General features: G+C 53.7%; 27 protein-coding genes. 9 read left to right on the forward strand and 18 right to left on the reverse strand.

Annotated elements, in window-relative coordinates:
* Positions 1–68: 68 nt before the first annotated feature.
* Positions 69–842, reverse strand: coding sequence for a BamJ family beta-barrel-assembly machinery protein (locus Q399_RS0116165; RefSeq protein WP_031570186.1), 774 nt, complete (start codon positions 840–842; stop codon positions 69–71).
* Positions 843–941: 99 nt separating this feature from the next.
* On the opposite strand from Q399_RS0116165, the gene Q399_RS0116170 reads away from it, so the two are divergent.
* Together Q399_RS0116170 and Q399_RS0116175 are read left to right on the forward strand one after the other, a co-directional pair.
* Entirely contained in the window at positions 942–1,928 is a 987-nt protein-coding gene (locus tag Q399_RS0116170) for a WD40 repeat domain-containing protein (RefSeq protein ID WP_031570189.1), read from the forward strand.
* A complete protein-coding gene (locus Q399_RS0116175) occupies positions 1,925–2,155 on the forward strand; it encodes a SlyX family protein (protein WP_031570193.1) in 231 nt (76 codons plus the stop codon). The genes Q399_RS0116170 and Q399_RS0116175 overlap by 4 nt, the downstream gene beginning before the upstream one ends.
* A gap of 6 nt (positions 2,156–2,161) precedes the next feature.
* Here Q399_RS0116175 and Q399_RS0116180 read toward each other — a convergent pair whose 3' ends face one another.
* Positions 2,162–2,368 (reverse strand): YheV family putative zinc ribbon protein, encoded by a 207-nt coding sequence (locus Q399_RS0116180; RefSeq protein ID WP_031570196.1) that lies wholly within the window; start codon positions 2,366–2,368, stop codon positions 2,162–2,164.
* A 99-nt stretch (positions 2,369–2,467) separates the two neighbouring features.
* Between Q399_RS0116180 and Q399_RS0116185 the strand changes: the two genes are divergently transcribed.
* The 3 genes from Q399_RS0116185 (at position 2,468) to Q399_RS21960 (ending at position 5,128) form a co-directional block, all read left to right on the forward strand.
* A complete protein-coding gene (locus Q399_RS0116185; RefSeq protein WP_031570200.1) occupies positions 2,468–4,384 on the forward strand; it encodes an ATP-binding cassette domain-containing protein in 1,917 nt (638 codons plus the stop codon).
* Entirely contained in the window at positions 4,374–4,922 is a 549-nt protein-coding gene (locus Q399_RS0116190; RefSeq protein ID WP_051686084.1) for a DUF2390 domain-containing protein, read from the forward strand. The genes Q399_RS0116185 and Q399_RS0116190 overlap by 11 nt, the downstream gene beginning before the upstream one ends.
* Before the next feature lie 68 nt (positions 4,923–4,990).
* Positions 4,991–5,128 (forward strand): DUF3149 domain-containing protein, encoded by a 138-nt coding sequence (locus tag Q399_RS21960; RefSeq protein ID WP_084164426.1) that lies wholly within the window; start codon positions 4,991–4,993, stop codon positions 5,126–5,128.
* A 139-nt stretch (positions 5,129–5,267) separates the two neighbouring features.
* Here Q399_RS21960 and Q399_RS0116200 read toward each other — a convergent pair whose 3' ends face one another.
* Positions 5,268–6,848 (reverse strand): GMC family oxidoreductase, encoded by a 1,581-nt coding sequence (locus tag Q399_RS0116200; RefSeq protein ID WP_051686085.1) that lies wholly within the window; start codon positions 6,846–6,848, stop codon positions 5,268–5,270.
* A complete protein-coding gene (locus Q399_RS0116205) occupies positions 6,841–7,350 on the reverse strand; it encodes a hypothetical protein (protein ID WP_031570209.1) in 510 nt (169 codons plus the stop codon). The genes Q399_RS0116200 and Q399_RS0116205 overlap by 8 nt, the downstream gene beginning before the upstream one ends.
* 50 nt (positions 7,351–7,400) lie before the next feature.
* Here Q399_RS0116205 and Q399_RS0116210 point away from each other — a divergent pair, with 50 nt between their 5' ends.
* The 3 genes from Q399_RS0116210 to Q399_RS0116220 all read left to right on the forward strand — a co-directional run bounded on the left by Q399_RS0116210 (position 7,401) and on the right by Q399_RS0116220 (position 11,027).
* On the forward strand, positions 7,401–8,405 hold the full coding sequence (locus tag Q399_RS0116210; RefSeq protein ID WP_037046192.1) for a hydrolase: 1,005 nt from the start codon (positions 7,401–7,403) through the stop codon (positions 8,403–8,405).
* Positions 8,405–8,650: a YheU family protein gene (locus tag Q399_RS0116215; protein ID WP_031570214.1), complete on the forward strand. Its 246-nt coding sequence runs from the start codon at positions 8,405–8,407 to the stop codon at positions 8,648–8,650. Before Q399_RS0116210 ends, Q399_RS0116215 begins: the two co-directional genes overlap by 1 nt.
* 79 nt (positions 8,651–8,729) lie before the next feature.
* A complete protein-coding gene (locus Q399_RS0116220; RefSeq protein ID WP_031570217.1) occupies positions 8,730–11,027 on the forward strand; it encodes a phosphodiesterase in 2,298 nt (765 codons plus the stop codon).
* Here the strand turns inward: Q399_RS0116220 and cysQ are convergent.
* Together cysQ and nudE are read right to left on the reverse strand one after the other, a co-directional pair.
* Positions 10,987–11,817, reverse strand: coding sequence for a 3'(2'),5'-bisphosphate nucleotidase CysQ (gene cysQ / locus Q399_RS0116225; protein ID WP_031570221.1), 831 nt, complete (start codon positions 11,815–11,817; stop codon positions 10,987–10,989). The two genes, Q399_RS0116220 and cysQ, sit on opposite strands and share 41 nt — an antisense overlap.
* A complete protein-coding gene (nudE, locus tag Q399_RS0116230) occupies positions 11,804–12,382 on the reverse strand; it encodes an ADP compounds hydrolase NudE (protein WP_031570224.1) in 579 nt (192 codons plus the stop codon). Before nudE ends, cysQ begins: the two co-directional genes overlap by 14 nt.
* Positions 12,383–12,440: 58 nt before the next feature.
* Between nudE and yrfG the strand changes: the two genes are divergently transcribed.
* Positions 12,441–13,133: a GMP/IMP nucleotidase gene (yrfG, locus tag Q399_RS0116235; protein WP_307691194.1), complete on the forward strand. Its 693-nt coding sequence runs from the start codon at positions 12,441–12,443 to the stop codon at positions 13,131–13,133.
* 74 nt (positions 13,134–13,207) lie between these two features.
* Here yrfG and Q399_RS0116240 read toward each other — a convergent pair whose 3' ends face one another.
* From Q399_RS0116240 to gspC, 12 genes are all read right to left on the reverse strand, one after another.
* Complete coding sequence (locus Q399_RS0116240) at positions 13,208–13,969, reverse strand: type II secretion system protein N (protein WP_031570230.1); 762 nt, start codon at positions 13,967–13,969, stop codon at positions 13,208–13,210.
* Positions 13,970–14,044: 75 nt separating this feature from the next.
* Positions 14,045–14,506, reverse strand: coding sequence for a type II secretion system protein GspM (gspM, locus tag Q399_RS0116245; RefSeq protein WP_031570233.1), 462 nt, complete (start codon positions 14,504–14,506; stop codon positions 14,045–14,047).
* The gene (gene gspL, locus Q399_RS0116250) at positions 14,503–15,696 is read right to left on the reverse strand and encodes a type II secretion system protein GspL (RefSeq protein WP_031570236.1); all 1,194 of its coding nucleotides are present in this window, start codon (positions 15,694–15,696) and stop codon (positions 14,503–14,505) included. The genes gspM and gspL overlap by 4 nt, the downstream gene beginning before the upstream one ends.
* Positions 15,693–16,799 carry a type II secretion system minor pseudopilin GspK gene (gene gspK / locus Q399_RS0116255; RefSeq protein WP_031570239.1) on the reverse strand — a complete coding sequence of 369 codons (1,107 nt, stop codon included), beginning with the start codon at positions 16,797–16,799 and terminating at the stop codon, positions 15,693–15,695. The genes gspL and gspK overlap by 4 nt, the downstream gene beginning before the upstream one ends.
* Positions 16,796–17,413 (reverse strand): type II secretion system minor pseudopilin GspJ, encoded by a 618-nt coding sequence (gene gspJ, locus Q399_RS0116260; RefSeq protein ID WP_031570242.1) that lies wholly within the window; start codon positions 17,411–17,413, stop codon positions 16,796–16,798. The genes gspK and gspJ overlap by 4 nt, the downstream gene beginning before the upstream one ends.
* Complete coding sequence (gspI, locus tag Q399_RS0116265) at positions 17,403–17,777, reverse strand: type II secretion system minor pseudopilin GspI (RefSeq protein ID WP_051686086.1); 375 nt, start codon at positions 17,775–17,777, stop codon at positions 17,403–17,405. Before gspI ends, gspJ begins: the two co-directional genes overlap by 11 nt.
* Entirely contained in the window at positions 17,761–18,471 is a 711-nt protein-coding gene (gene gspH / locus Q399_RS0116270; protein ID WP_031570248.1) for a type II secretion system minor pseudopilin GspH, read from the reverse strand. The genes gspI and gspH overlap by 17 nt, the downstream gene beginning before the upstream one ends.
* Positions 18,471–18,908, reverse strand: coding sequence for a type II secretion system major pseudopilin GspG (gene gspG / locus Q399_RS0116275; RefSeq protein ID WP_031570250.1), 438 nt, complete (start codon positions 18,906–18,908; stop codon positions 18,471–18,473). Before gspG ends, gspH begins: the two co-directional genes overlap by 1 nt.
* Positions 18,909–18,912: 4 nt before the next feature.
* Complete coding sequence (gene gspF, locus Q399_RS0116280; RefSeq protein WP_031570253.1) at positions 18,913–20,136, reverse strand: type II secretion system inner membrane protein GspF; 1,224 nt, start codon at positions 20,134–20,136, stop codon at positions 18,913–18,915.
* On the reverse strand, positions 20,136–21,638 hold the full coding sequence (gene gspE, locus Q399_RS0116285; RefSeq protein ID WP_031570255.1) for a type II secretion system ATPase GspE: 1,503 nt from the start codon (positions 21,636–21,638) through the stop codon (positions 20,136–20,138). Before gspE ends, gspF begins: the two co-directional genes overlap by 1 nt.
* Positions 21,639–23,738 carry a type II secretion system secretin GspD gene (gspD, locus tag Q399_RS0116290; protein WP_106388992.1) on the reverse strand — a complete coding sequence of 700 codons (2,100 nt, stop codon included), beginning with the start codon at positions 23,736–23,738 and terminating at the stop codon, positions 21,639–21,641.
* A 27-nt stretch (positions 23,739–23,765) separates the two neighbouring features.
* Entirely contained in the window at positions 23,766–24,698 is a 933-nt protein-coding gene (gene gspC, locus Q399_RS0116295) for a type II secretion system protein GspC (protein ID WP_051686087.1), read from the reverse strand.
* Positions 24,699–24,754: the final 56 nt, after the last annotated feature.

Consider the following 24,754-nt stretch of genomic DNA (forward strand, 5'->3'; position numbering starts at 1 on the left):
GGACAAAACGAGTAAAAAATAAAGCCGGCATTGCCGGCTTTATTGCGTTTTGTACGGGGTAGCTATCACTACTTTTTTGCTTCTTCGCCTGCAGGTGCTGCAGCTTCAGGAGCAGAAATACCAACCAGTTCAACTTCAAACACCAGGACGCTGTTCGCCGGGATTGGACCCATGCCGTTTTCACCGTAAGCCAGTTCTGATGGCACTGTGAACTTGAACTTAGAACCCACACCCATCAGCTGCACACCTTCAGTCCAGCCTTTGATCACGCGGTTTAACGGGAACTCGATTGGCTCACCGTTGTTGTTTTTCTCAGTGCTGTCAAACTCAGTACCGTCAGTCAGTGTACCTTTGTATTTCACTTTGACGGTATCTTCTGCTTTAGGCTTGGCGCCATCAGCAGCAGTGATCACTTCATATTGCAGGCCTGAAGCAGTCGTGGTCACGCCAGCTTTTTTCGCATTTTCAGCTAAGTAAGCAACACCTTTGGCTTTTGCTTCTTCAGCTTTGGTTTTTGCCATTTCCGCTTGTTTGTTGCGGAATTGCTCGTCCAGTGCGGTCAGCACTTTTTGAATCTCTTCTTCAGCCATAGCTGGTTTGCCACCACCTGCTGCGTCCTGAACACCGCGCAGGATCAGTGCTGCATCCAGCGTCAGGTTTAATTTTTTATGTTCTTCAACCGCATTGTTCAGGTATTTACCGGCTGACAGACCCAGAGCATAAGATTGCTTGGCTGTATCGGTATCCAGCTTAGGTGCAGCTGGTTCAGCAGCTTCTTTCTGACAAGCAGATAATGAAATCAGGGCGGCTGCAATCAGCGACACCTTCATAGCTACGCGCATTTGACTCTCCAAATAAACTGCAGACTTCACTGCAAAATTGTGTTGTGATAAGCAGAAAGGACTAACCTTCAACCACGGCTATACTACAGGCTTGTGCGGATGACGTTAACACTTAGATCTAAATATCTGGCCATTTTTCTCAGCCTTTGGCTGATAAGCTGCACAGAAGTTCCAAAAGATTTACTGCGCCAGCAAGTGATCAGCGCAGAAGGCACTGTTGCGGGCGCGATTAGCCCAGTCAGTCAGTTGTTGGCTGTCAGCAGTCTCACCTCCGGTATCATCGTCTGGGACATTCAGGCTGGCAAAGCTAAGTTCCGTTTAAGCCACGGCGACCCGACGCAAAATCTGGTGACGCATCTGGTGTTTAGCGCCGACGGTAAATATTTGCTCAGTGCTGACCCGGTTAATGTCGCTTTGTGGGACTTGCAGGACGGCAAGAATCTCGGATTCTGGGCCATGCAAGCCGGCGTCACTGTGCGCGACATTGCAGTGTCGGATTTTGGTCGTCACCTGTTAATTGGCCAAAGCGATGGCAAAATCCAGCACATCACACTCAAAAGCGGCCGGCGCCTGGAATTTCAGGGCCATAGCGAAAATATCAATGCGGTCGCGCTTTCACCCAACGGCCGTTATGCCTTAACCGGCAGCAGCGATCTACACAGTTATTTTTGGGATACCGACAGTGCGCAAATCCTGCATAGCATGTCGCATCCAAACCGGGTGACCCGGGTGGCGCTGGATACGCAGGGGCATTACCTGTTCAGTGCTGACAGCCTGCAACAGGCGCAGCTACTGGACATCAGATCAGGCCGTGTGCTGAGTAAACTTAAATTAGATCGCGGCCGTGTCTTCAACAGTGCGCGTTTTAGCAGTGACGGCAAATGGCTGCTGACCGGTTCACCCTCGCAGCGTGCCAGCATCTGGAACGTTCAGACCGGTCAACTGGTCAAAGACTGGGCAGTCAGTCCGTCACCTTATGCCAAACCACCGGGTGCTGTAGTGTATGATGTCGCGCTGCTTAATAACGGGCAGCTGCTGACCCTGAGTTCCAGTGGTCTGGCCGAATACTGGGAGTTCAAACCATGACACTGCACAACAGTCATGAGCAATTGCAACAACAAGTGGTTGAACTGGAGAGCAAAGTTGCTTTTCAGGAAGACACTTTACAGGCACTTAACAATGAATTGCTGGAGCATCAGCGCCGCATTGAAAAACTACAGCGCCATGTCTTGATCCTGGCGGAGAAACTACAGGGCAATACCGACAGCGGCATTCTGCGCACCGACGAAGAACCACCACCGCCGCATTACTAACAGCGTTTATTCCGGTTTAAACACACCAATCACGGTCTCAGCCGGGCGAGCGGCTTTTTCAATTTCAGTGCCCGGTTGTGCCATCTGATAACCACATTGCACACATTCGACTTTTTCGACGTTGTTTTCCAGAAACAGCATCATGGTGTCAACGGCCTTACATTTTGGGCAGGATGCGCCGGCGATAAAGCGCTTCTTTTTGCGGTTTTGCATGAAAATATCTGACTCCCACAGAGTAAAAACCGCGGCAATACTTGGTTTGCCGGGCCATTCCGATTACATTAGCAGCCTCTTCCGACGGGTATAGTTTTTATGATCCAACTTCAGAACATCGAATTACGCCGCGGCGCTCTGGCTTTATTACAAGACGCCGATCTTACCGTATTTCCGGGCCAAAAGGTCGGTATTATCGGCGCCAACGGTTGTGGCAAATCATCCCTGTTTGCCATGCTACAGGGCAAACTGCAGCCGGACGCCGGCAGTGTCAGTATCCCGGCCAGCTGGACCATCGCCACAGTAGCGCAGGAAACGCCGGCGCTGGACATCAGCGCGATGGACTACGTGCTGCAGGGCGACGAATCGCTGTATCCGTTGCTGTTGCTGGTACGCCATGCCGCAGCCGACACCGATCTGGTCGCGGTACATCATCAGATTGAAACGCTGGATGGTTATCGCGCCGAAGCCAAAGCAGGTACGTTGCTCGACGGCCTCGGGTTCAGTGGTGAGATGCAACAACACAGCGTGAAGTCTTTCTCTGGTGGCTGGCGCATGCGGCTGAATCTGGCGCGGGCGCTGATGCAACGCGCTGAATTGCTGCTTCTCGATGAACCGACCAACCACCTCGATTTAGACGCAGTGCTGTGGCTGGAAAAATACCTGAGCAACTTCGACGGCACTTTGCTGCTGATTAGCCACGACCGCGATTTTCTTGATGCCGTCATCGATAACACCGTGCATATCGACAATCAGAAACTGAATTTATATCGCGGCAACTACAGCCAGTTTGAACGTCAGCGTGCTGAGCAAATGGCGCAGCAACAATCGATGTATGAAAAACAACAGCGTCAGGTTGCGCATCTGCAATCTTATATTGACCGCTTCCGCGCGCAGGCCACCAAAGCCAAACAGGCGCAAAGCCGGATTAAAGCCTTAGAGCGCATGACGTTATTGGCGCCGGCGCATGTCGATTCGCCCTTTCAGTTTGAGTTTCTGCCGCCGCGGGCGCTGCCAAACCCGCTGTTGAAATTAGAAAATGTGCGCGCCGGTTATGGCGACACTTCAATTTTACAGCAGATTAATTTTCAGCTTTTGCCAGGCAGCCGCATCGGTTTATTAGGCCGCAACGGTGCTGGTAAATCGACCTTAATCAAGCTGTTATCCGGTGCTATGCCGCCGCAGGCTGGTGATTTATGGTACGCCAACGGCGTCAGCATCGGTTATTTTGCCCAGCATCAGCTCGAAACACTGCGGCCGCAGGATTCACCGCTGCAACATTTAGTCCGGCTGGCACCACAAGCAACCGAACAGAGCCTGCGCGATTATGTTGGTGGTTTTGGTTTTCATGGTGATAAAGCCTTAGCGCCGTGCGGACCTTTTTCCGGCGGTGAAAAAGCGCGGTTAGTGCTGGCGCTGCTGGTGTATCAGCGGCCAAACCTGCTGTTACTCGACGAACCGACCAACCACCTCGATCTCGACATGCGCGAAGCCATTGTGATGGCGCTGCAGGGTTTTGAAGGCGCTATCGTCGTCGTGTCGCACGATCGACATTTACTGGCCTCCACCACAGACGAGTTTTATCTGGTGGCGCATGGCAAAGTGGCACCATTTGCCGGCGATTTGCAGGATTATTACCAGTGGCTGCAAAACGACAGCAAACTGCAACTGCAAAAAGCCTCGCCAGCCAGCACCGAAGCGCCGGTAGCACAGCAGCGCAAAGACCAGAAACGCCTCGAAGCCGACCTGCGCAATTTACTGCGGCCGCTGAAGCAACAAATTGAAAAACTGGAACAACAGCAGGAAAAACTGCAGGCAAGGTTGAACAACATTGAAACTGAGCTGGCCGATGTCGGCCTGTACGATGCCAACCGTAAAGCCGACCTGACTAAGTTGCTGGCCGAGCAAACCAAACTCAGCAATGAACTGGGGGACGTCGAGCTCAATTGGTTTGAAGCGCAGGAACAGCTGGAGCTGAAAACCGAGAATTTCTGGCAGGCCAACGGTGTTAACTGACCATCGTTTAACTGATACAAGCTCAACTGAACTGCCGGCTGAAACCGACCATGCCGAACAATTCTGGCAGTTCAGTCTGGCACTATACCCTTTGCTGCAGACTGAACTGCTGGCGTTACAAGACCAATACAGCTGTAATGTGAATCTGTTGCTACTGAGCGCCTGGCGGCCGTATTTGCCGCCATTGCCGCAGTTGATGCAAGCACTGAGCCCGCAGCATCTGACCACGCAAAACATTCGGCAAATCCGGCGTGATATCAGTCGGGTGCTGAAGGACAAAGCCGCCGACCCGTTGTTAGTGCAATTGCGCCAACAACTGCTCGATACTGAATTGACGGCTGAGCGGCTGGAACAGCGAGCATTAGTGCAATGCTGCGCCAACTCAAGCTGTTGTACCGTCGCCGCGGCCACGCTGCGTCAGCAATATCTGCACAGCCATCTGGTACCGTTTTCTATCCAGCAGCAACTGACTGTTGATCTGGATCAAGCCCTGCTGCAACTGGGTCTGTCACAGCCATTTTCCCCCGCCAAAGCTTGATCTGTATCAGGGTTTAGCTGCCTGCTGCTGACTACACTGCCTTCATCAAGTCAATGGAGGCAAACATCATGAACCTGTGGCACGAATTTATGAATGACCCGGTCATCTTCATTTCATTTACTGGTCTGGCGATTGTGCTGGGACTCTGCGCGTTTTACGCGGTGTATTTTATGTACAAAATCAGCCACGCCGGCCCGAACGACTAGCCTGCTGATTATTGCCTGATTGCTGTGTTCTCTCGTCACTTGTAAGACTGCGCGGCGCATCATCCCCTGCCCAACCGGACTGATGCAAAGCGTTTTGTTGGCCCGAACTCTTTGCCAATGTTGCTGTCGGTATGAGCAATCACACCGACAGTTTTTTTATCAGCTCAGTGCAAATCCGCCAGCTCAGCGCGTAAATTGTTAATTGAGGATTCGCCCCCAGGCTACTTGGCAAAATCGAACCATCACAAACCGTCAGATTCTTCAGCTGCTGATGCCGGCCGAAGCTGTCGACCACGCCGGTTGCCGGGTCAGCACTCATATTGCAGCCGCCCATCACATGGGCTGAAGCAAGGGTCGCGCGATAACGCTGCAGCGGCAGTTCCGCAATCGCGGCTTTGGCTTGCGACCAGCTACGATACATTTGCGCATCGTCATGCACCGGCAATACTGCTGCTGCTCCTGCCGCAAACTGTAACTCCGCCATCGCCAGATAAGCCCGTCTTACCCCATCCCACAGATACTCAGTCAGCGGGTAATCCAGCTGCGGTTCGCCGTCACTGTCGAGCTGGACTGCCCCACCTTGCGCTTCCGGATGAAAACCGTCACGCAACAACGCAATCATCACTTGCAGATGATTAAACTGACGCATCAGGTCGGCGTGCGCTTCGGCCATACCGGTTAGTTTGCTGGCCATCAATACCGGATGTAACGGCGGTACTTCGAGCTTAAAGCCAGCCTTCGCCGCTTCAGGCCAGACAAACTGGTCAGAGTAAATCGACTGCGGTGCGCCCTGGTGACCGTTGACAGCTTCAGCAAACAAAGCACCGGAGATCACACTGGGATGCAAGTAAGTATGTTTACCAAGCCGGCCGGATGGGTCTGGTACTTTGGAGCGCAATAACAAAGCCGGGCTGTTGATCGCGCCGCCCGCCAGCACATAGTGCCGCGCACGGATGCGGATTTTAAGCCGCGGGTCGGTTTGGAACTGTGCGTCGACCGGCACTGCCCAAAGCTCCTGAATTTCATTACCACGCCAGACCAGCTCCCGCGCCGACACCCGACTGATGAGTGTGGCACCGCCATCGAGCGCCACCGGAATAGTGGTCACCAGCATCGATTGCTTGGCATTCAGCGGGCAGCCCATGCCGCAATACCCGGTATTGGCACAACCTTTGACGTTGCGGTGGATCACCGTGTATTGCCAGCCAAGCGCCTGACAGCCACGTTGTAGTGCACCATTATTGTGGTTGGGCGTCAGCGCCCATTCGCTGATATTGAGCCGCCCGGTCGCTAAATCTAAAAAAGGTTCTAATGCACCGCTGCTGGCAAAATCCAGCCCAAATTGCTGTTCCCAGTATTGCAGCGTGTTGGCTGGCGTGCGGATTGAAGTGGTCCAGTTCACCGTAGTCGAACCACCGACAGTGCGGCCTTGCAATATGGAGATGGCCTGGTCTTTAGTTTTACGGCCGGCGCCATCCTGATACAGCTGCGGGTAAGCCCAGCGTTCCTGTTGGCGGAAATCACTACTGGAATACAAAGCGCCGTGCTCTAACATCAGCACTTTAAAACCGGCCTGCGTCAGCAACTCTGCGGCAATACCGCCGCCGGCGCCGGTGCCGATGATCACCACGTCGGTGTCAAATTGCTGACCGGTTGTCAGCGTACTGGCGTCGATATGGCGCCAGCCGCGGGTCAGGCCTTCGGCGATTGGATCATACATAAGGATTAAACTCCAACGGCTGGTACTTTAACGCCGGCCAATGTTGCGGCTGACCATAATAAGCGCCGTACAATAATTCGCGCAGACCATGATAGGCCTGTTGCAGCGTTGCCAGATAACTATCACGCCAGCTGCTGAGCAGCTGCAACCGGCTTTGCAGCGGCATCTCATTCAGACTGAGCCAATGCCCGAGCAGCGCAAGCTGGCCAAGCCGCTGCTGCAGCAATAAAAACAGCTGCTGTAACTCGGCCTGCTGCCGACGTGGCAAAAACGGCAGGAATTGCAGCACGGCGTCGCGGCTACGCCGCAGCGCCGCCTGCTGAGCGGCGGCTTCTGCCGGTAAGGCACCTTGTAACAGCGCAGGTAACAAAGCATCCAGCACTAAGGTCGCTGCATCACTGCGCTGCTGCGTGCTGCTCTGCAACACCGGATAAAGCGTGAGGCCAAGACTCAGGCCGACACCCGCGCCGAGGCCAAGCATGATAAACTGTCGTCTTTGCATTATTCTGGTCCGAACAGTTAAAAAACCATTGTTGTAGCAGGAGTTAAAAATTGCAAGTTGCATCGCAGTCTGCGCCATTACCCGCTTTTAAGCCCGCATCCGGCCTGGGGAACGCCCATCTGCAAACTATTCTGGCGAAATATCTGGCACCGCGCCGGCCGCTGCACACACGGGTCGAAATGCTGCAGCTGCCGGACAAAGACGAGCTGCAACTGAACTGGAGCCTGGACGCCGAAGACTGCAGTAAACCCTTAGTGGTGTTATTGCATGGCCTGGAAGGCAATATTCACAGCCACTATGTGCGCGGTATGTTTCATAGCTTGCGCCAGCAAGGTTTTGGTGTGGTATTGATGCATTTTCGCGGTTGTCACGGCGTCGCCAACAAATTACCACGCGCATACCATTCCGGTGATACCGCCGATTTTGCTTTGTTTTTGCAGCTGTGTCGCAGCCGTTATCCCACCCGGCCTTTGCTAGCGGTTGGTTTTTCGCTGGGCGGCAATGTGCTGGTGAAATATTGCGGTGAAACCGGTGCCGCTAATCTGCTTAGCGGCGCCGTGGCGGTCTGTGCCCCCTTGGCACTGGCGCCGAGCAGCGACCGGATTAATCAAGGTTTCAGCAAAATCTACCAGCGTTATCTGCTCGGCCGCCTCAAAGGCACTATGCAGCGCAAACTCGCCGTGCACGCCGATTTCCCGTTAGCGCTGACGTCAAAAGATATCCGCACAATCCGCAGTATCCGTCAGTTTGACGACCTGCTGACCGCGCCACTGCATGGCTTTCGCAATGCAGAGCATTATTACCAAAACTGCAGTGGTTTAAATTTCCTGCCACAAGTGCAAAAGCCTTTGTTGCTGATCCACGCCAAAGATGACCCTTTTCTGGCGCCCGCAGCAATTCCGTTACAGCTGCCGCCGACCGTGCAATTACAGCTGTGCCAACACGGCGGCCACGTTGGTTTTCTCAGTGGCAAACTGTGGCGGCCGCAATACTGGCTGGATCAGGTAGTGCCGCAGTGGCTGAACAGTCTTTCTTACACACAGGAAACCCTTTGATGCTGATCCCATGGCAACAATTAAACGCTGAAACCTTACAACGGCTGATTGAAAGTTATGTACTGCGCGAAGGCACAGATTATGGTGACGAAGAAGTCAGCCTGGCCGTGAAAACTGCTGCCGTGTTGCAACAAATCCAGCAAGGTCAGGTGCTGATCCTGTACTCAGAACTGCACGAATCTGTTGATTTGTTAACCAAACACCAATATCAACAGTTATTACAAAATGATCCGGCAACAGAATAGCAATCTGTTGCTGATAGCCCGCTAACTTTGTTATGGTACCGGTTCAGGATACAATATTCATTAGCAAGGATTTGAAGTAGTGCTGCGCGCCTTGCGTCAATATCTCAAACTGACTCCAGCGGACCTTGCCACGGCAAGCCCGGATAACTGGCAGCTCAGTGTGTTCCGTATTATGGTCCTGTCCGGTTTGTTGCTGGTTCTGGTGATTTGTCTGCACAGTTCCTGGCAAGCCTGGCAGATTGGTGCTTACCATATTATTGCCATCACCTCGGGTTTTTACCTTGCGCTGTTGTTGCTGCTGCGCCGCTCCAGAGCCTCGCTGAGTTTCAGCGCTGCAGGTTTTTTGTTGCTGGTGATCTGTGCCGGACTGGCTATTCTGCTGTTTAACCCCGACTTTGAAATGGCCAAACTAGGGATCGTATTTTTATATGCCCTGCCGACAATAGCGCTGATGTTTTTTCCGCTGAAGGTGATGGTTGGCCTGATGTTGCTGAACTTTATCCCCTTTGCTTTTTTGCTGTATAACCAGCCATTACCGCGCTTATTCGACTTTTCGATCACACTGCCACAAACACACGCCTACCTGCACGGGCTGATTTTTCTGTTTTTTAACCTCTGTCTTCCGCTGGCATCGGCCCGGATTATCCGCACTATTCAGCGCCACAGTACCGGTCTGCAGCAGGCAAACAAACAGCTGTCGCAAAGCCACGATTTTTATGCAGAACTGTTTGAAAATAACGGCGAAGCGACACTGCTCTGTGCCGGCAATGGCCGGATCATCAAAGCCAATACTAAAGCCTGCCAATGGCTGGGGATCAACGCGGACAGCCATTGCTATCTCAGTCAGGTGCTGGTGCCGGAACAGGACTGCAGCGACAATGCATTCTGGCTGGCACAGGATTTACCCTGCATCGCCCGCAATCAGCCGGGCCGGCATTTGCAGCTCAAGCACATGGTGCGGACGCGCCAACACCATCATGTGTTGCAACTGCAAGATGTGACAGCAATGGTCGAATTAAAACAGCAGCTGGACCAGCAACACCAGCATCAACACGTCTGGCAACTGTATGACCGGCTGACTTGCCTGCCCAAGGCCGACTTTTTTCGCCAGCAGGCCGACGAACGGCTGCATGACCAGCCGGGCTGGCCACTGCGTTTTTGTGTCATTATCCGGCTCTGCCACATCAAAACGCTGAATCAACAATATGGCTACGAATTTGGCAGCCAGGTGTTACAGCAATTTGCCAGCCAGCTGCGCCAGTCATTGCGGCCGGACGCTTTGTTAGGCCGTTTACGTGGTGTGAAATTCGCGCTGTTGCTGCCCATTCAACCAGAACCGCTGTCACCGGCACAACAGGCGGAACTTATCCACCAGCAATTGCCGGACACTTTAGTGATCGGCGCCCAGCAGATACAGCTGCGCTACCAACTGGGCTATTGCCTGAGTGAAGGCCACGCTGATGCGGCAACTTTACTGGAACAATGCGAAATCGCGCTCGAGCAGGCAGATAACAATCTGCCGATGGTGCAGTTCGCGCCGGAACAGGCTGCTGAACTGCAGCAAACCTATGCACTGGCGAATGCATTGCAGGACGCTATCCGCCAACGCCAGCTGGCGCTGCACCTGCAACCCAAGGTCAATGGCGAAGGTCAGATCAAAGCGTTTGAAGCTTTATGCCGCTGGCAACATCAGGATAAGTGGATAGCACCGGATTTATTTGTCGCCCTGGCGGCACAGCATGGCTTTATGAAAGCGCTGAGTCAGCTGGTGCTGGATTTGGCCATCGACATTCTGGCGCAGTGGCAGGAGCGGCGTTGGTTCTATCCAATCGCCATTAATCTGGCTGGCCCGGAATTACTCGATGACAGCTTTTTTGCCTATTTGCTGGCGCAAAGTGCACATTATCCCTGGCTGACCAAACGGTTGCAGCTGGAGATCACCGAAACCCATTTCGCCACACAACAACCGGCCTTACACACCCGGCTGCGGGCGCTCAGCCAATATGGCTTCAGCATCGCCATCGACGATTTTGGCACCGGCCACGCCTCGCTCAGTCAGTTAGTGGATATGCCGGCGGACACGCTGAAAATCGACCGGCGTTTTGTCGCCGCCATTCCGCATCACCGCCAGCAGGTGAAAGTGCTGCATACCACGCTGCAACTGGCGCGGGCGCTGAATCTGACCACAGTGGCCGAAGGGGTGGAAAACGACATTCAGCGTAAGTTTCTGGCAAAACTCGGTTTTCCGCTGCTGCAAGGCTATTTGTTTGGCCGGCCGGCACCAGCAGAGCACTGGCATGCCCGGCTGGAGCAACAGCAACCACTGTTGCCGGAAGTTAGCCGGTTATCGGGCGTGGAGTCGGATGTGGCTGGATAAGTTCGTGCCAGGCCATCGTCGACTGGCCTATCACCATAAAATCCGGATTGGCTAAGGTTTCACGCTGATTGTAACTCAATGGAAAAAACTGGCTGTCGAGAATACGGCCACCGGCTTCTTCGACAATGATATGCACGGCGCCGGTATCCCACTCGCCGGTCGGGCCAAGCCGCATATAACAATCGGCCCCGCCTTCGGCCACCAGGCAACTTTTCAGTGAACAACTGCCCAGCGCAATAAATTCAGCCTGTTGCTGCGGTGCCAATAAGGCGCTGATCAGGTGTTGTGGCTGGCGACGACTGACTGCAATCCGCAGCGGGTCACCCTCTTGGTGCTGCCGCACTTTGATGTGATTAATCAGATGACGTTGTTGTTTAAAAGCACCATGGCCGCGCGTGGCGTAATACCAGATTTGTTCTTTTGGCCAATAAATTACACCAAGCGCCGGCCAGCCGTGTTCCACCAGAGCGATGCTGACGGCAAAATCGCCGCTACGGGCGACAAACTCCTGCGTGCCATCCATCGGGTCAATCAGCCAGTAACGCGGCCAGTGCTGACGCTGTGCCAGCGGCACCAAATGGCTTTCTTCTGAGATCACCGGGATGTCCGGAGTCAGTTCGGATAATTGCTCAATAATGATTTGATTAGCGGCATAATCGGCGGCAGTCACCGGGCTGTTGTCAGACTTAACTTCTGCCTGAACCTCGCCGCTCAGATACATCTGCCACAGGCGCTCACCCGCTTGTTGCGCCGTAATTTTAACCGGTTCGAGCAGTTTACTTAAAAACATCGGGGTGGCTGTCCAGATATTTGCGGGCCAGGAATAACGCTGCCACGCTACGAGCTTCAGTAAAATCGGCCTGTGCCAGCAATTCGTCCAGTTGGTCCCAGCGCCATTGCACCAGTTCTAACGGCTCGGGTTCATCGCCTTCCAGTCGTTCAGCATAAAGGCCACCCGCCAGCACAATTTGCATTGTAGCATTAAAATATCCGGGGGCGAGCGCGACGCTACGCAGCTCCCGCAGCCAGCTTGCGCCGAATCCGGCTTCTTCTTTTAATTCGCGATCGGCTGCCTGCAATGCAGTTTCGCCGGGATCAATCAGCCCTTTCGGGAAACCGAGCTGGTAATCATCAGTGCCGGCACAATATTCACGAATAAGGTAAAAATGTTGCGGATCAGGACAAGCCACCACCATCACAGCGCCACGGCCGGAACCACGCATCCGCTCAAATAAACGTTCTTCACCATTGCTGAATTGCAACTGCACCTGTTCAATCTTAAACAGGCGGCTTTGCGCCACGATTTCCTGCGCCAGAATGCGCGGTTTTTGCCTTGAATGCGGTTTGTCCGCCATAGCTCTGCCTCTGCTACAATGGCACATCACTTTGCCTGCACTACTATAAATCGGAAAGATGGAAAAACCTATGCTGGATTGGTCGGCGATCGATACTGTTTTACTGGATATGGACGGCACTTTGCTCGACCTGCATTTTGATAATCATTTCTGGCTGGAGCATTTACCTAAACGCTGGAGCGAATTAACCGGCATCGATGAAGCCGAAGCGCGCGCCACGCTGCGGGCTGAATACGCCGTACTGCAGGGCAAAATCGAATGGTATTGCCTCGACTACTGGACACGCCGGCTGAACTTACCGATCACCGCGCTTAAACGCGAGATCAGCGACAAAATCGCCATGCGCGAAGACACCCCGCCATTCCTGCAGGCGCTGCAGCAAAGTGGCCGCCGCATCGTGTTGGTGACCAATGCGCACCCGGACAGCCTGTCATTAAAAGTCGAACTGACGCCGCTCGCTGCTTATATTGATGAACTGATTTCTACCCACGAATTTGGCGTGACCAAAGAACAACAGGCGCTGTGGCAACAGCTGCAGGCACGGCTCGGGTTTGATGCCAAACGCACCTTGTTTGTCGACGACAGCCTGCCGATCTTGCACGCAGCGCAGCAATTTGGCATTGGCCATTTATTGGCAGTGGCCAATCCGGACAGCCAGCAACCAGTGCGCAGCATCGATGAATTTCCGGCGATCACCGACTACCGGGATTTAGTGGCCGATATTCTGGCGACGCCAGTCACAGCAGGCTGAAGCCATCAGCTGAGCGCAAAAAATAACGCCAGCAAATGCTGGCGTTCTTCTTTTTAAACTGTTGTTTTTGACTGTTACTGCGTGCGGATCTGACCGCCGAACTGAATATTGTAACGGCCCTCTGCATCCGGCTGTGACACAAACCGCATGGCTTCATGCACTTCTTTCGGCATCGAGGCATCCGGTTTTAACGTGCCGGACAATTGATAACGGCCCGCCATCACGTCAGCAGTGACGGCTAATGCCAGCGGATTATCCGGTTTAGTCACCAGTCGCAGATTGCCTTGTTCACAGCTCAGTGTCGCGTCTATCTGGCGTAAATCCAGCCAGCCAATTGGTGATTTTAACCGCGCCTGCTGCCAGCTGGCGTTGCCGTCTAACGCCGCACAATATGGCTCGCCTTTGGTAAAGTTGTTAATATTCAGCACAATAGCGCCACTGGCATCAACCGGCATCGGCAATTGCAGGTTGCGCATAATCCCAGCCACAGGCCAGCGCACTGTCGCCTGCTGCAACGCATAGCTGGCAGGGCTTACCTGACCACGCAGATTCAGATAAGGCTGGCTGTCGTCTTTGACATCGCCGGCATTGAGCTGTACACCGAGCTGCCCGCGCCATAATGAAGAGAGCTCCAGCTGCCAGCGCAGGTTAGTCAGATAAACCGGCGGCCGCGACAACACATCAATCTGGCCCTGCCATAAAGTACCCTGCACTTTGCCGAGCTGCACTTCTGGCGGCAATGGCACTAACTTCAGCCAGACCGAGGCCGGCGTCAGCACCGCCATAAAAATCACATAAGCCAACACGCCAGTGACGATAAATCCAAACTTCTTCATCTATGTCTCTCAAATCCTGAAACCGTAACTGCGGTCACATGGCCATTCGTGTTATTCCAGCCACTGGTCCGATAGCTATTCGAGAACTAAGCGCCGTACCCGAACCACACCGGGCATGTCGGTATCAGTGACTTCCAGCTGCACCAGCCGGACGCCATGTTCCCCTTGCAACAGCTGCAACCAACGCAACAATTGTTCAAAAGGCACATCGTCCAGCATCAGGTCGAGCTGCTCATCTTTTGGCTGCATCCGGCTGACTTTAATCTGAAATTGCTGGCTGCTTTGTGACACTTTGTCGCTGAGGCTACCGCCGGTAGCACTGGCGGGTGCAGCGGCCAGCTGCGGCATTTTGCCTTTCAGCCAGACCAGCTGCTCAGCAGCTGTCTTCGCCGCCAGCGCCTGACTGTCGCGCGCCTGATGCAGCGGCAGCCACACCAGCGCATAAAACAAGCCGATACCACCCACCACACCAAGTACGCTTAACAATTGCTGTTCGCGGCGCTGCAGGCCATTCCACCATAATAAAACTGCTTTCATGATTTACTCCGCAGCGTCAGCGTGCCTTGCACTTTGCCGTCAATCTGACTGAGCGCACCTTGATCAACCTGATAACCCTGCTGCTGCAGCTGGGCTTTTAACGCTTCAAAACGCTGGAAACTGGCGGCAGTGGCCAGCAACTTTAATTCAGATTTTTTACTGTCGAATTTCAGGTTATTCAGCACCACCGGCTCAGCACCACCTAAGGCTGGTGTCATGCCACCAAGCATCGCCAACAGGCTGTGTTGGCCCTGTGCACCGCTGGCTGCCAGTTTGCGTTCAACCTGCCGTTTCAGATTAACGATGCGTTCCTGCGGAAACTGCTGTTTATACAAGGCACTGGCTTCAGCGCGGGCTGTCGTTGCCTCACGGCTGAACTTCCAGGCTTCGACACCGACCAGACATAAATACAACAGGGCGCAAGCCGCCGCCAGACTGCCGCTTAAACGCCACTGCGCCCAGTGTTTATTGCTGGCTTTTTTCGGCGCATAAGCACCCTGCAATAAATTAAACGACACCGTTTCCAGCCGCTGTGCCAGCAACGCCAGCGGCAACTCAGCCGGAGCCAGCTGATGGGCCTGGGCATTGCAGCTGTCTGGCCATGGGCTGTAACTCAAAATTTCTGGTAATGCCGCGAGCTGCAGATAGTCTGGCCACCAGCTGTCATCAATACAACTGCCCTGCCAGTCACCGTGGCGCAACAGCCACTGGCTGCCAAGCTGCACGGCAACCGGCTGTTCCATAAGCGGTAATAACAAAGCATCCGGCAATAACCGGCGTGGCGCAAAACCGGCTTGCTGCAACAGCTCCAGCCATTGTTCCAGCAGGCTGCGCCGCAGTACTGCGACCTGCTGCAGATACTGGTTGTCGCGTTGAATCGTCTGCGCCGGTAACACCAGCAGCTGTTCGATATCTTCGGCCTGTTCCTCTTCCAGCATGTAAGGCAAAGCCTGCAACATTTGCCGGTTTGGTTTGCCGGGCAATGGCACTTCTTTAAGTACCACATCACAGGCTGGCAACAGAGCTGTCAGCGGACGGTTAACGCCAATGCGCTCGGCCAGACCCGCCAGTTCACTGGCATCCGCCAGTTGGCCTGAAGCGATCACTTCGGCCGACGCCGCCGACCAAATCAGCCACCACAACGGCTGCTGCGGCACACTGCCAAGTCTGATGATTAATTGTTCACTCACCCTGGGCCTCCAAAGCGCCGCGCCAAGACCTGCACCTGTTCATCATCCAGTTTCAGCAGGCTGGTCATACTAAAATTACTGTCGGCAGTATCAATGCTAATCTCTGCCTGAAAATATGCCGATTTCACGGCAAACAATGCTTTTACTTCAGCAGTCGGCGTTTGGCTGAACACCGAACTGTTGCTGCTGAAAAAATCATCGACGCTGTCGTAGCCTTTTTCCGGTCTGCCGTTGATCACGCTTTTGGCGTCATCTTCAGTAAGGCCTGGGATCAAGGCGGCCAACACCGGCGCCTGTTGCTCAGTCATGGTATTGACGTTGAGCTGCAGCGTGCTGACCTGTGGGATCACACAGACCAGCGGCGCGACCAGCGCATAATCCGCCGGCGTCATATCGAGGATCACCCGTAGTTCGGACTTGCTGACCATCAAACTATTGGCACTGTAATACGGCATTTCCAATGCAGCATAGTCGTTCTCTTCCGCGCCACCGGCACTTTGCAAAGTGCTGTCCGGGTCCAGCCAGTCGGTGACCCGCGCCACCAGATAATCCGGTGGCAAGGATAAATCCACCGCATTTTGCTCCAGCAACCGTAAAAACGCCTGTTGCGCCGGGGTTTGCTGACCTGGTTTGGCTCTGTTTGCGCTTTCCGCGACGTTGTCGTTATTCGGCGTATTACCATCCCGGCCGGTGTTATTATTTGGGTTGCTGCTGTCGCCGCTATTGTTACCCTGATTAGTGCCCGGATTATTATTCCCCGCCGGCAATAACGAATTCAGGTTAAAACACGCCTGCAGATCAGTGACAGTGCCGCTGATCGTCGCCTGTTCCACCGGAAACACAGCGCCTTGCGTGGCCCATTCCTGACTCAGGTTGGTGGTTTCTTTACCCGCGGCGGATTTTTTCAATAAGCGTTGAATAAACTGCTCAGCGCCTAATGCCAGCCAAATCGCCTGCTGACGCTGCTGTAAATTAATCTGCCGCTGCAATTCCAGTTGCAGGCGCCCGCTCATGCTGACCGCAATCAGCACGACAAATGCCACCACCATCATCACAGCGATCAGCGCGACACCTTGTTGCTTGCGCAGGAGCCGGTTATTCATCGGCTCTCCTTCAGCGGCAGGCCGAAGACCCGCTCAATAACACCGAGCTGGGGTGATTTCAGCGTCATTTTCACCGCCAGTGGCCAGTTGCCCTGGTCCCAAAATTCTTTCCACTGCTCCTGACCGTCTTCTTTCACCAGATAACGGAACTTGAGCTCGTCGATATCTTCCAACAACGGCTGAATATTCGGCTCAGTACCGGTGACCGCATCAGGGTACAAATAATACAACCGTTGCAACTGCCGCTCTTTTAACCGGTAACCGACCAGTTGTACTTCACTGCGCGCCAGCACCATGCCCGGATTGGTCCAGCCGGCATGACTGAAAGAGATGCCATCATCATCGCTTTCAATCCAGTTGACGGCTCCGGCTAAAGTCTGCGCTACCGGTGCTTCGCCGTTGACACGGATTTGTCTGGCGCTGATTTGCCAGAAGTCGCGTTCAATCACCATCATGGCGCGCTGCAATTGTTGTAAGCGCAAAGTTGCGGCTCTGGACGCCTCGTCACTACGGGTGACACTGTCCAGCACGGCAACAGACGCCAGACCAACCAGTGCAAAAATCGCCACCGCCAGCAACATCTCAATAAAAGTAAAACCACGGTTATTCTGCACGTTGCCGTCCGATAAAGGTCTGTAACGTGCTGACCACGCGCTCCGGTTCTTCCACCGGCCGCACTGTCACTTTGAGCATGCGAAATTCAGCATCCTCGGTTTCCAGCACTTCCAGCACCCATTTCCAGCGGTTTTTCGCCATCTCGGCTTCACCTTCGGCCGGCTGCGGTGGCCAGCGCGTATCGAGCCGCGCCAGCTGCAGTTGATTTTCGGCCACGTAACCGGCCATCGTCATCTCTTCGATAATGCCCATCGCGCGGATATGTTCGGTGGTGGCGCGCATCACGGCCACACCTGCAATGGCAAATACCGCCATCGCGATCATCAGTTCAATCAGCGTGAAACCGTTAGCGCGCCTGTTCAAGCTGCCCCCGCTCCAGTGGAATACTGAATACTGCTTTGAGGCTTTGGGTCAGCACCGGCCTTTCACTGTCTTCTTTTAGTTCGAGTAAAAACGGGCTGATTTCGCCACTGGATAAAATAAACACCGTCGGATAACGCGGGTCTTTTTTCTGCGGTGGCGTGGTCAGAATACCGGTTTGCCGTTTCACTGGTTTTTTCACTTTGCCGTCTGCCCGCTCTTTATCTGCTTCGGCTTGTTGTTTTTGTTCTTCTTCCAGCTGCTTTTCGACCGCCAGTTCATCAAAACTGTTGGCCTCGGACAAACCATCATCTTCCGGCTCAAACTCGGCGCGGCTCAGCAGGTTCTGCTCGGCCCACTCCAGGCCTTCTAATTCAATTTTTGCGCTGAAACCCGGCTTAAACTCATAAGGGGCTAAAGCTTTGGGTTCGCGGATACTGCGCCATTTATCCTGTTCAAACAGCATAAAGCGGTAGCCTTTGTCATCGATATAAAGCCCCAGCTCGACGTTTTTCAGCATCGCCAGTTCAGCCGCCAGCTGTACCCGTGCCTGTAATTTTTCAGTTTCTTTTTCCAGCCGCTGCTGCCGGCTCTCGCCGCTGAAGGAATACACCACAGTGGCGGCCAGCAATCCGATGAGCAGGATCACCAGCAGCACTTCAATCAGGGTAAAACCTCCGGCGCGGCGTGGAATCATCAGTTTTGTGGCTCTTCGCCACCATCTAAATTCCAGTTACCGATATCATCTTCTGTGCCAGCCGAGCGGTCCGGGCCTGCTGAGAAAATATCAATTTTGCCCATCTCACCCGGGCTTGCCAGCTGATATTCGCCATTCCACGGGTCTTTTGGCAGACGTTTGATATAACCGCCCTCCGGGTAGCTGCGTGGCATTGGCTCAGACGTAGGCTGGGTGGTTAATGCCTGTAAACCTTGTTCTGTGGTTGGGTAAAAACCATTTTGCATTTTGTATAAATCCAGCGCATTTTCCAGCTGCTGAATGTCCACCACCACTTTTTGCTTGTCGGCCTGCTCTTTGTTGCCCATCAGGTTAGGCACCACCATGCTGGCAATAATGCCGAGAATAACGATAACCACCATCACTTCTAACAGGGTAAAACCACGTGAACGTTGCATTGTATTAACCTCCTCCTACTAAATTGTTCAGTGCCAGAATTGGCTGCAATATCGCCATGACGATAAACAGCACCATACCGGCCATCACCGCGACCAGCGCCGGCTCGAACACTTTGAGCGAGACAGTGACAAGGATTTCAAATTCTTTGTCCTGACTATTGGCCGCGCGTTCGAGCATGCCATCGAGCTGGCCGCTTTTTTCACCGCTGGCAATCATATGCAGCATCATCGGCGGGAATAATTTGGTCTGATCCAGCGCCGCACGCAGCGAAGCACCTTCGCGCACCCGGCCAGTTGCTTCGCCAATCATTTGCTTCATATAGCTGTTGTCCAGCACGTCGGCACTGATGCGCATCGCCTCTAACAAAGGCACGGCACTGGCGTTCAGAATACTTAAAGTGCGGGCAAAACGGGCTGTATTCAGGCCACGCGCCACTTTGCCGATAAGTCCGACGCGTAAAATACTGCGGTCATATTTTAATTTTAGCGCCGGCTTACGTAACGCCCGTTTCAGCGCGGTCACAGCCAGCATCACAAGCACCACCAGATAAAGACCATAGTTGCGGATAAACTCACTGGCAGCGATTAAAAACAAAGTTGATGCCGGCAGCGACTGGCCCATATGGTCAAACTGCTCAACAATTTTCGGCACTACTAACGCCAGCAGAATGCTTATCACCATCACAGCAAAAAAGGTCAGAATGGCCGGATACAACATCGCCTGCATCAGCTGACTACGCATATGCTGGCGCTGTTCGGTGTAATCAGCCAGCCGGTTTAACACCGCATCGAGGTGACCGGATTTCTCACCGGCCGCCACCATAGAGCGGAACAGATGGTCAAATACATGCGGGAATTCGGCCAGACCTTCAGCCAGGCTATAACCTTCCACCACTTTGGAGCGCACGCCCATCATCATGTTGCGCAGCCGCGGTTTTTCGCATTGCTCGGCCACCGCCAGCAAGGCGTTTTCAATAGGCAGCGCAGCTTCTACTAATGTGGCGATTTGCCGGGTGATCAATGCCAGATCAGCCGCACTGATGCCGCTTTGAAACCAGTTACGGCCACTGGCGATAATTTTTTCCTGCTGAGACGCCAGCTCAATACTGACCGGCGTCAGCTTACGCTCCCGCAGCAGCTGGCGGGCATGGCGGGCGTTATCGGCTTCCAGCACACCTTTGGACGATTTGCCACGCGCATCCAGCGCCTGATATTCAAAGGCGGCCACTATGCATCCTCACGCGTCACGCGCAGCACTTCTTCCAGCGTGGTGATGCCGGCCAGCACTTTGGAAAAACCGTCCTGGCGGATACTCGGGCTTTGACTGCGGATGTATTTTTCGATCGACTGCTCGCCTTTGCCGTTGTGGATCAGTTCACGGCAATGCTCGTCGACGACAATCAATTCATGAATACCGGTCCGGCCGCGATAACCGGTCTGGTTACACTGTTCACAGCCAACGGCGCGGAAAATGGTGGCGGCTTCAGCTTTTTTCACGCCCAAAAGTGCCCGTTCTTCTTTATCCGGTTCGTGGCTTTGTTTGCAGTGCGGGCATAACGTGCGAACCAGGCGCTGCGCCAGCACACCAAGCAAACTGCTGGATAACAGGAAAGGTTCAATCCCCATATCTTCCAGCCGGGTAATCGCACCGGAAGCGGTGTTGGTGTGCAGCGTCGATAACACCAGGTGACCGGTTAAACTGGCCTGCACGGCGATTTGTGCGGTTTCCAAGTCACGAATTTCACCGACCATCACCACGTCCGGGTCCTGGCGCAAAATGGCACGCAAACCGCGGGCAAAGGTCATATTCACTTTGGTATTGACCTGAGTCTGGCCTATGCCTTCGAGCTCGTATTCAATCGGGTCTTCCACCGTCAGAATATTACGATCTTTGGTATTGATATCGGTAAGGCCAGCATACAGCGTGGTCGATTTACCGGAACCGGTCGGGCCCGTCACCAGAATAATGCCGTGTGGTTTTAAAATCAGCTCAGCAAAGGCCTGCTGCACCGACAAAGTCATGCCCAAATCAGCCAGGTTCAGGTGTGAGTTGTTTTTGTCGAGTAAACGCAACACCACGCGTTCGCCGTGGCTCGAAGGCATCGTCGACACCCGCACGTCGACGGCGCGGCCGGCAATGCGCAGACTGATGCGGCCATCCTGCGGCACGCGTTTTTCCGCGATGTCGAGTTTGGCCATAACCTTAATCCGCGACACCAGCAGGCTCGACAGTTTGCGGTTCGGCCGCAGCATTTCACGCAGCACACCGTCGATACGAAAGCGCACTACTAAGGCTTTTTCAAAAGTTTCGACGTGGATATCCGAAGCACCGAGTTTAATGGCTTCACCGAGCATGGCGTTAATCAGCTTGATGATCGGCGCGTCGTCTTCGTTTTCTAATAAGTCTTCGGTTTCCGGAATTTCATCGGCCAGGGAGGCCAGATTCACTTCGTTGCCGATGTCTTGCATGATTTGTTGCGCTTCGCTGGAATCGCGCTGATAGGCCGCTTCCAGCATGGCTTCGAATTCCACCGCACTCATGCGCTGAATTGAAAACGGCTGGTTCAGCAAACGGCGGATCTCAAGAAGAGCTGCTGCTGTGGTTTCCGGGGCGATCAGCAGTTGCCACAAGCCGGCCGAGTCCTGTTGCAGCAACACTTTGTGCCGTTTGGCAAAACCAAAGGGCAAACGCACTTTTACGCTGCCTTCAGGCAGGTCAACCGCCGCCATTTATTGGTTGCCCTCAGCTTTGGCCGGGTTCAGCTCGCCTTTGTCCATCTGCTCCAGACGCTGCTGAATTTCCGGCGGTAAGGCTTTGTCCTTGCCCCAAACCGGCAATTCCGGCGTTGGTGTATCAGGCATCAGCGACACGCCATTGTCTTGCTTCTGTAGCTGCTGCGCGCGCATGTAGTTGTATTTACGCTGGCTGACTTCGTTCATCACACCACCGTCGCGCATAATGGTCGGTTTGATAAACACCATCAGATTACGTTTTTTCTTACTGGTACTGGTGGAGCGGAATAAATGTCCCAGCACCGGAATATCACCGAGCAGCGGTACTTTCGATTCGCTTTGTTGCACGTCTTCATCAATCAGACCACCTAACACCACGGTGGCGCCATCGTCGGCCATCACTGTAGTTTTGATTTCGCGTTTGGCGATGATGAGGTCACCGTCAATCGCGCCGGCGCGACTGGAAACTTCCTGCTCAATAGTCAGGCGCACCGCATTGCCTTCGTTGATTTGCGGCGTGACTTTAAGCTTGATACCAATCTCTTTGCGATCTTTGGTGGTAAAAGGGCTGTTGCCGTTTTGACCCGGGCTGGTGGTGGTTTCGACCGGTACTTCTTCACCGACGATAAAAAACGATTCCTGGTTATCCAGTGTGGTGATATGCGGCGTGGCCAGAATGTTGGAGTCAGTGTCCGCTTTGACGGCCTGAATAATGGCGCCCCAATCGTCTTTGACTACTCCCAGCATCGCACCGCTGACCTGACCTAAAACCGTACCTAATGCAGTGTAATCACCCGGAGTATCAGGATCTTGCACTGTAGTACTCGGCACTCCCGGAATTGTCGATTGCACAACACGTGGTTGCGGCGTAACTTTGCGGGCTGATGCAGCTGCAGCAGCTACGGAAGAAACCGGCACTACACCATTATTAAACTGCGTAATCCCGCCTTCAGCTGAAATCAGCTGCACGCCGAGGTTAATACCGGCAGTTTCGCCGACTTCCACAATAATGGCTTCGACTAACACCTGCGCGCGGCGGATATCGACCTGGCGGATCACTTCTTCAAGATTGCGCAGCATGTCGGGCTGCGCTGTGATAATCACTGAGTTACTCTCGGTGTGGGCTTCAATACTGACTTCGCGGTTGCTGCCGCGGCTGCCGCTGTTGCCTTGTGCCGCTTGCTGGCTTTGCGCTGAATTGGCTGCCGCCACCATCGAGTTGGACACGCCCTGCAGCACTTTGACTAAATCTTCCGCTTTGGCGTACTTCAGGTAATACACCCGGGTATTGCCCTGGCTTTCCTGTTCCGCATCCAGCCGTTTGACGATGTCTGACACACGCTGACGTGCCTGTAATTCGCCGGACACAATCACGCTGTTAGTGCGCTCGTCGGCGACAATTTTCGGAATAAGGAATTCTGGCTGGTCGCCCTGGCCTTGTTTTTTGTAGATGTTTTCTAAAATCCGTACCACTTCAGCGGCCGAAGCAAAACTTAAGCGGATAATTTCGATATCCTGGTTACCGGCTTTGTCGACGCGCTGGATAATATCCACCAGCCGGTTCACCACTTCCGCCTGGCCAGTCATCATGATGACGTTGGACGGGTCGTAGTTCACCACATGGCCGCCACCGGCCTGGTCGGTAAACTGACGCAGTAATGGCGCCAGTTCGCGCACTGAGACGTTTTTGACCTGAACAACGCGGGTGACCATTTCATCGCCAATGCCGCTGTTATTGTCACCAACCACCGGGATATTCGACATTTTGGCGTCTTTTTGCCGCACCACTTTCAGCACGCCGCTTTTCATCTCAACAATAGAAAAGTCATACACTTCCAAGACGTTGAGGAAAAACTGGTAATACTGCTGCTCGTTCAGCATCTCATAAGAGCGCACATTGATACGGCCGCGCACCTGCGGGTCAACAATGATGGTTTTATTCAGATTTTTACCGACGATATTAATAAATTCGGTGATTTCAGTGCCTTTAAAATTCGGCTGATATTCAACCGCAGTACTGAAAAAACTCAGCAGCGCCAAGGCACCGGCGCCCAGTTGCAGCTTCAAAGACGGAAGGCGAAAGATAGTTGATTTCATTGAAAATATGCCATTCTGTACAGGTTATTATTGTGACAGGTTTACCTGAATGTCGCGGATCTCACCGTCACGTTCTATTTTAATCGACGCTTGGCTCGCCTCGCGTAATTCGTTGATGACGCCATATGCCTGCTGCATATCGTTCAGGCGCACACCGTTAATCTCTATCGCCACATCGTTGGGCTTCAGCCCCATCCGGGCGAATAATTCGGCGTCTTTGCCCGGCAACAAGGCATAACCATACATTTGGCCGTTACGGTGGCGCGGCGTAATTCGGACGTAGTCAAAAAACTTGGCCGGTTCATTCAGCATTTCCCGCCGCATACTGGCAACTTCTTCCGCAGCCGGACTATAAGATTCAGGGGCAGGCGCTACTTCCGCCAGCGCAGTTTCATTGACAGCACCGTTCACTTCGCTGAGTTTCTGATATTCGACACCATCTAACATCAACGTTTCCATCCGGCCAGACACCTGCAGTAGCACCCGGTCTTCCAGCACCTGCTTCAGCACTGCGGATGTGCCTTCAATTTGTTCATCGATGGCATAAACCTGCTCGACCCCACTGTTTTCAATGACGGCGGTGCCCTGCTCCGGCTTTGTTGCCGTCGCAACAACACCGGTTAGTTTCAGATTCAGGCTGGTTTGCGGGGCGTCGGTCACGGTTTGGACCGGCGCCGGTTCGGCAGATTTCGGCTGATATTGGCCAAACAAACGGGCATCAATCAGACGTTGGATATCCTGGGCTGAACTGACCGGGGTAGTTGCAACGCCGACCGGTGTAACCACAGCAGTGGCCGGCGCGGCAGGCATTAACAACCAACTGAAGCGGGCAGCGAGCCAGGCCAGTAACAGCAGGAATATCAGTGCAAAAATACGATTCAGCAGTGTTACCGGCAGTTTCGCGTAAAACTGCTGCCACTGTGCTGCCCAATCCAGGCCAGAAATTTGTTGCCAATTCATTGTAATGATTCTGTATCTAAACTGTTTTTATCTTACTCAGTTGGCTCGGGAGCAAC

Origin of the sequence: Rheinheimera texasensis DSM 17496 (assembly GCF_000711985.1) — a bacterium.
Taxonomy (GTDB): Bacteria; Pseudomonadota; Gammaproteobacteria; order Enterobacterales; family Alteromonadaceae; genus Pararheinheimera; species Pararheinheimera texasensis.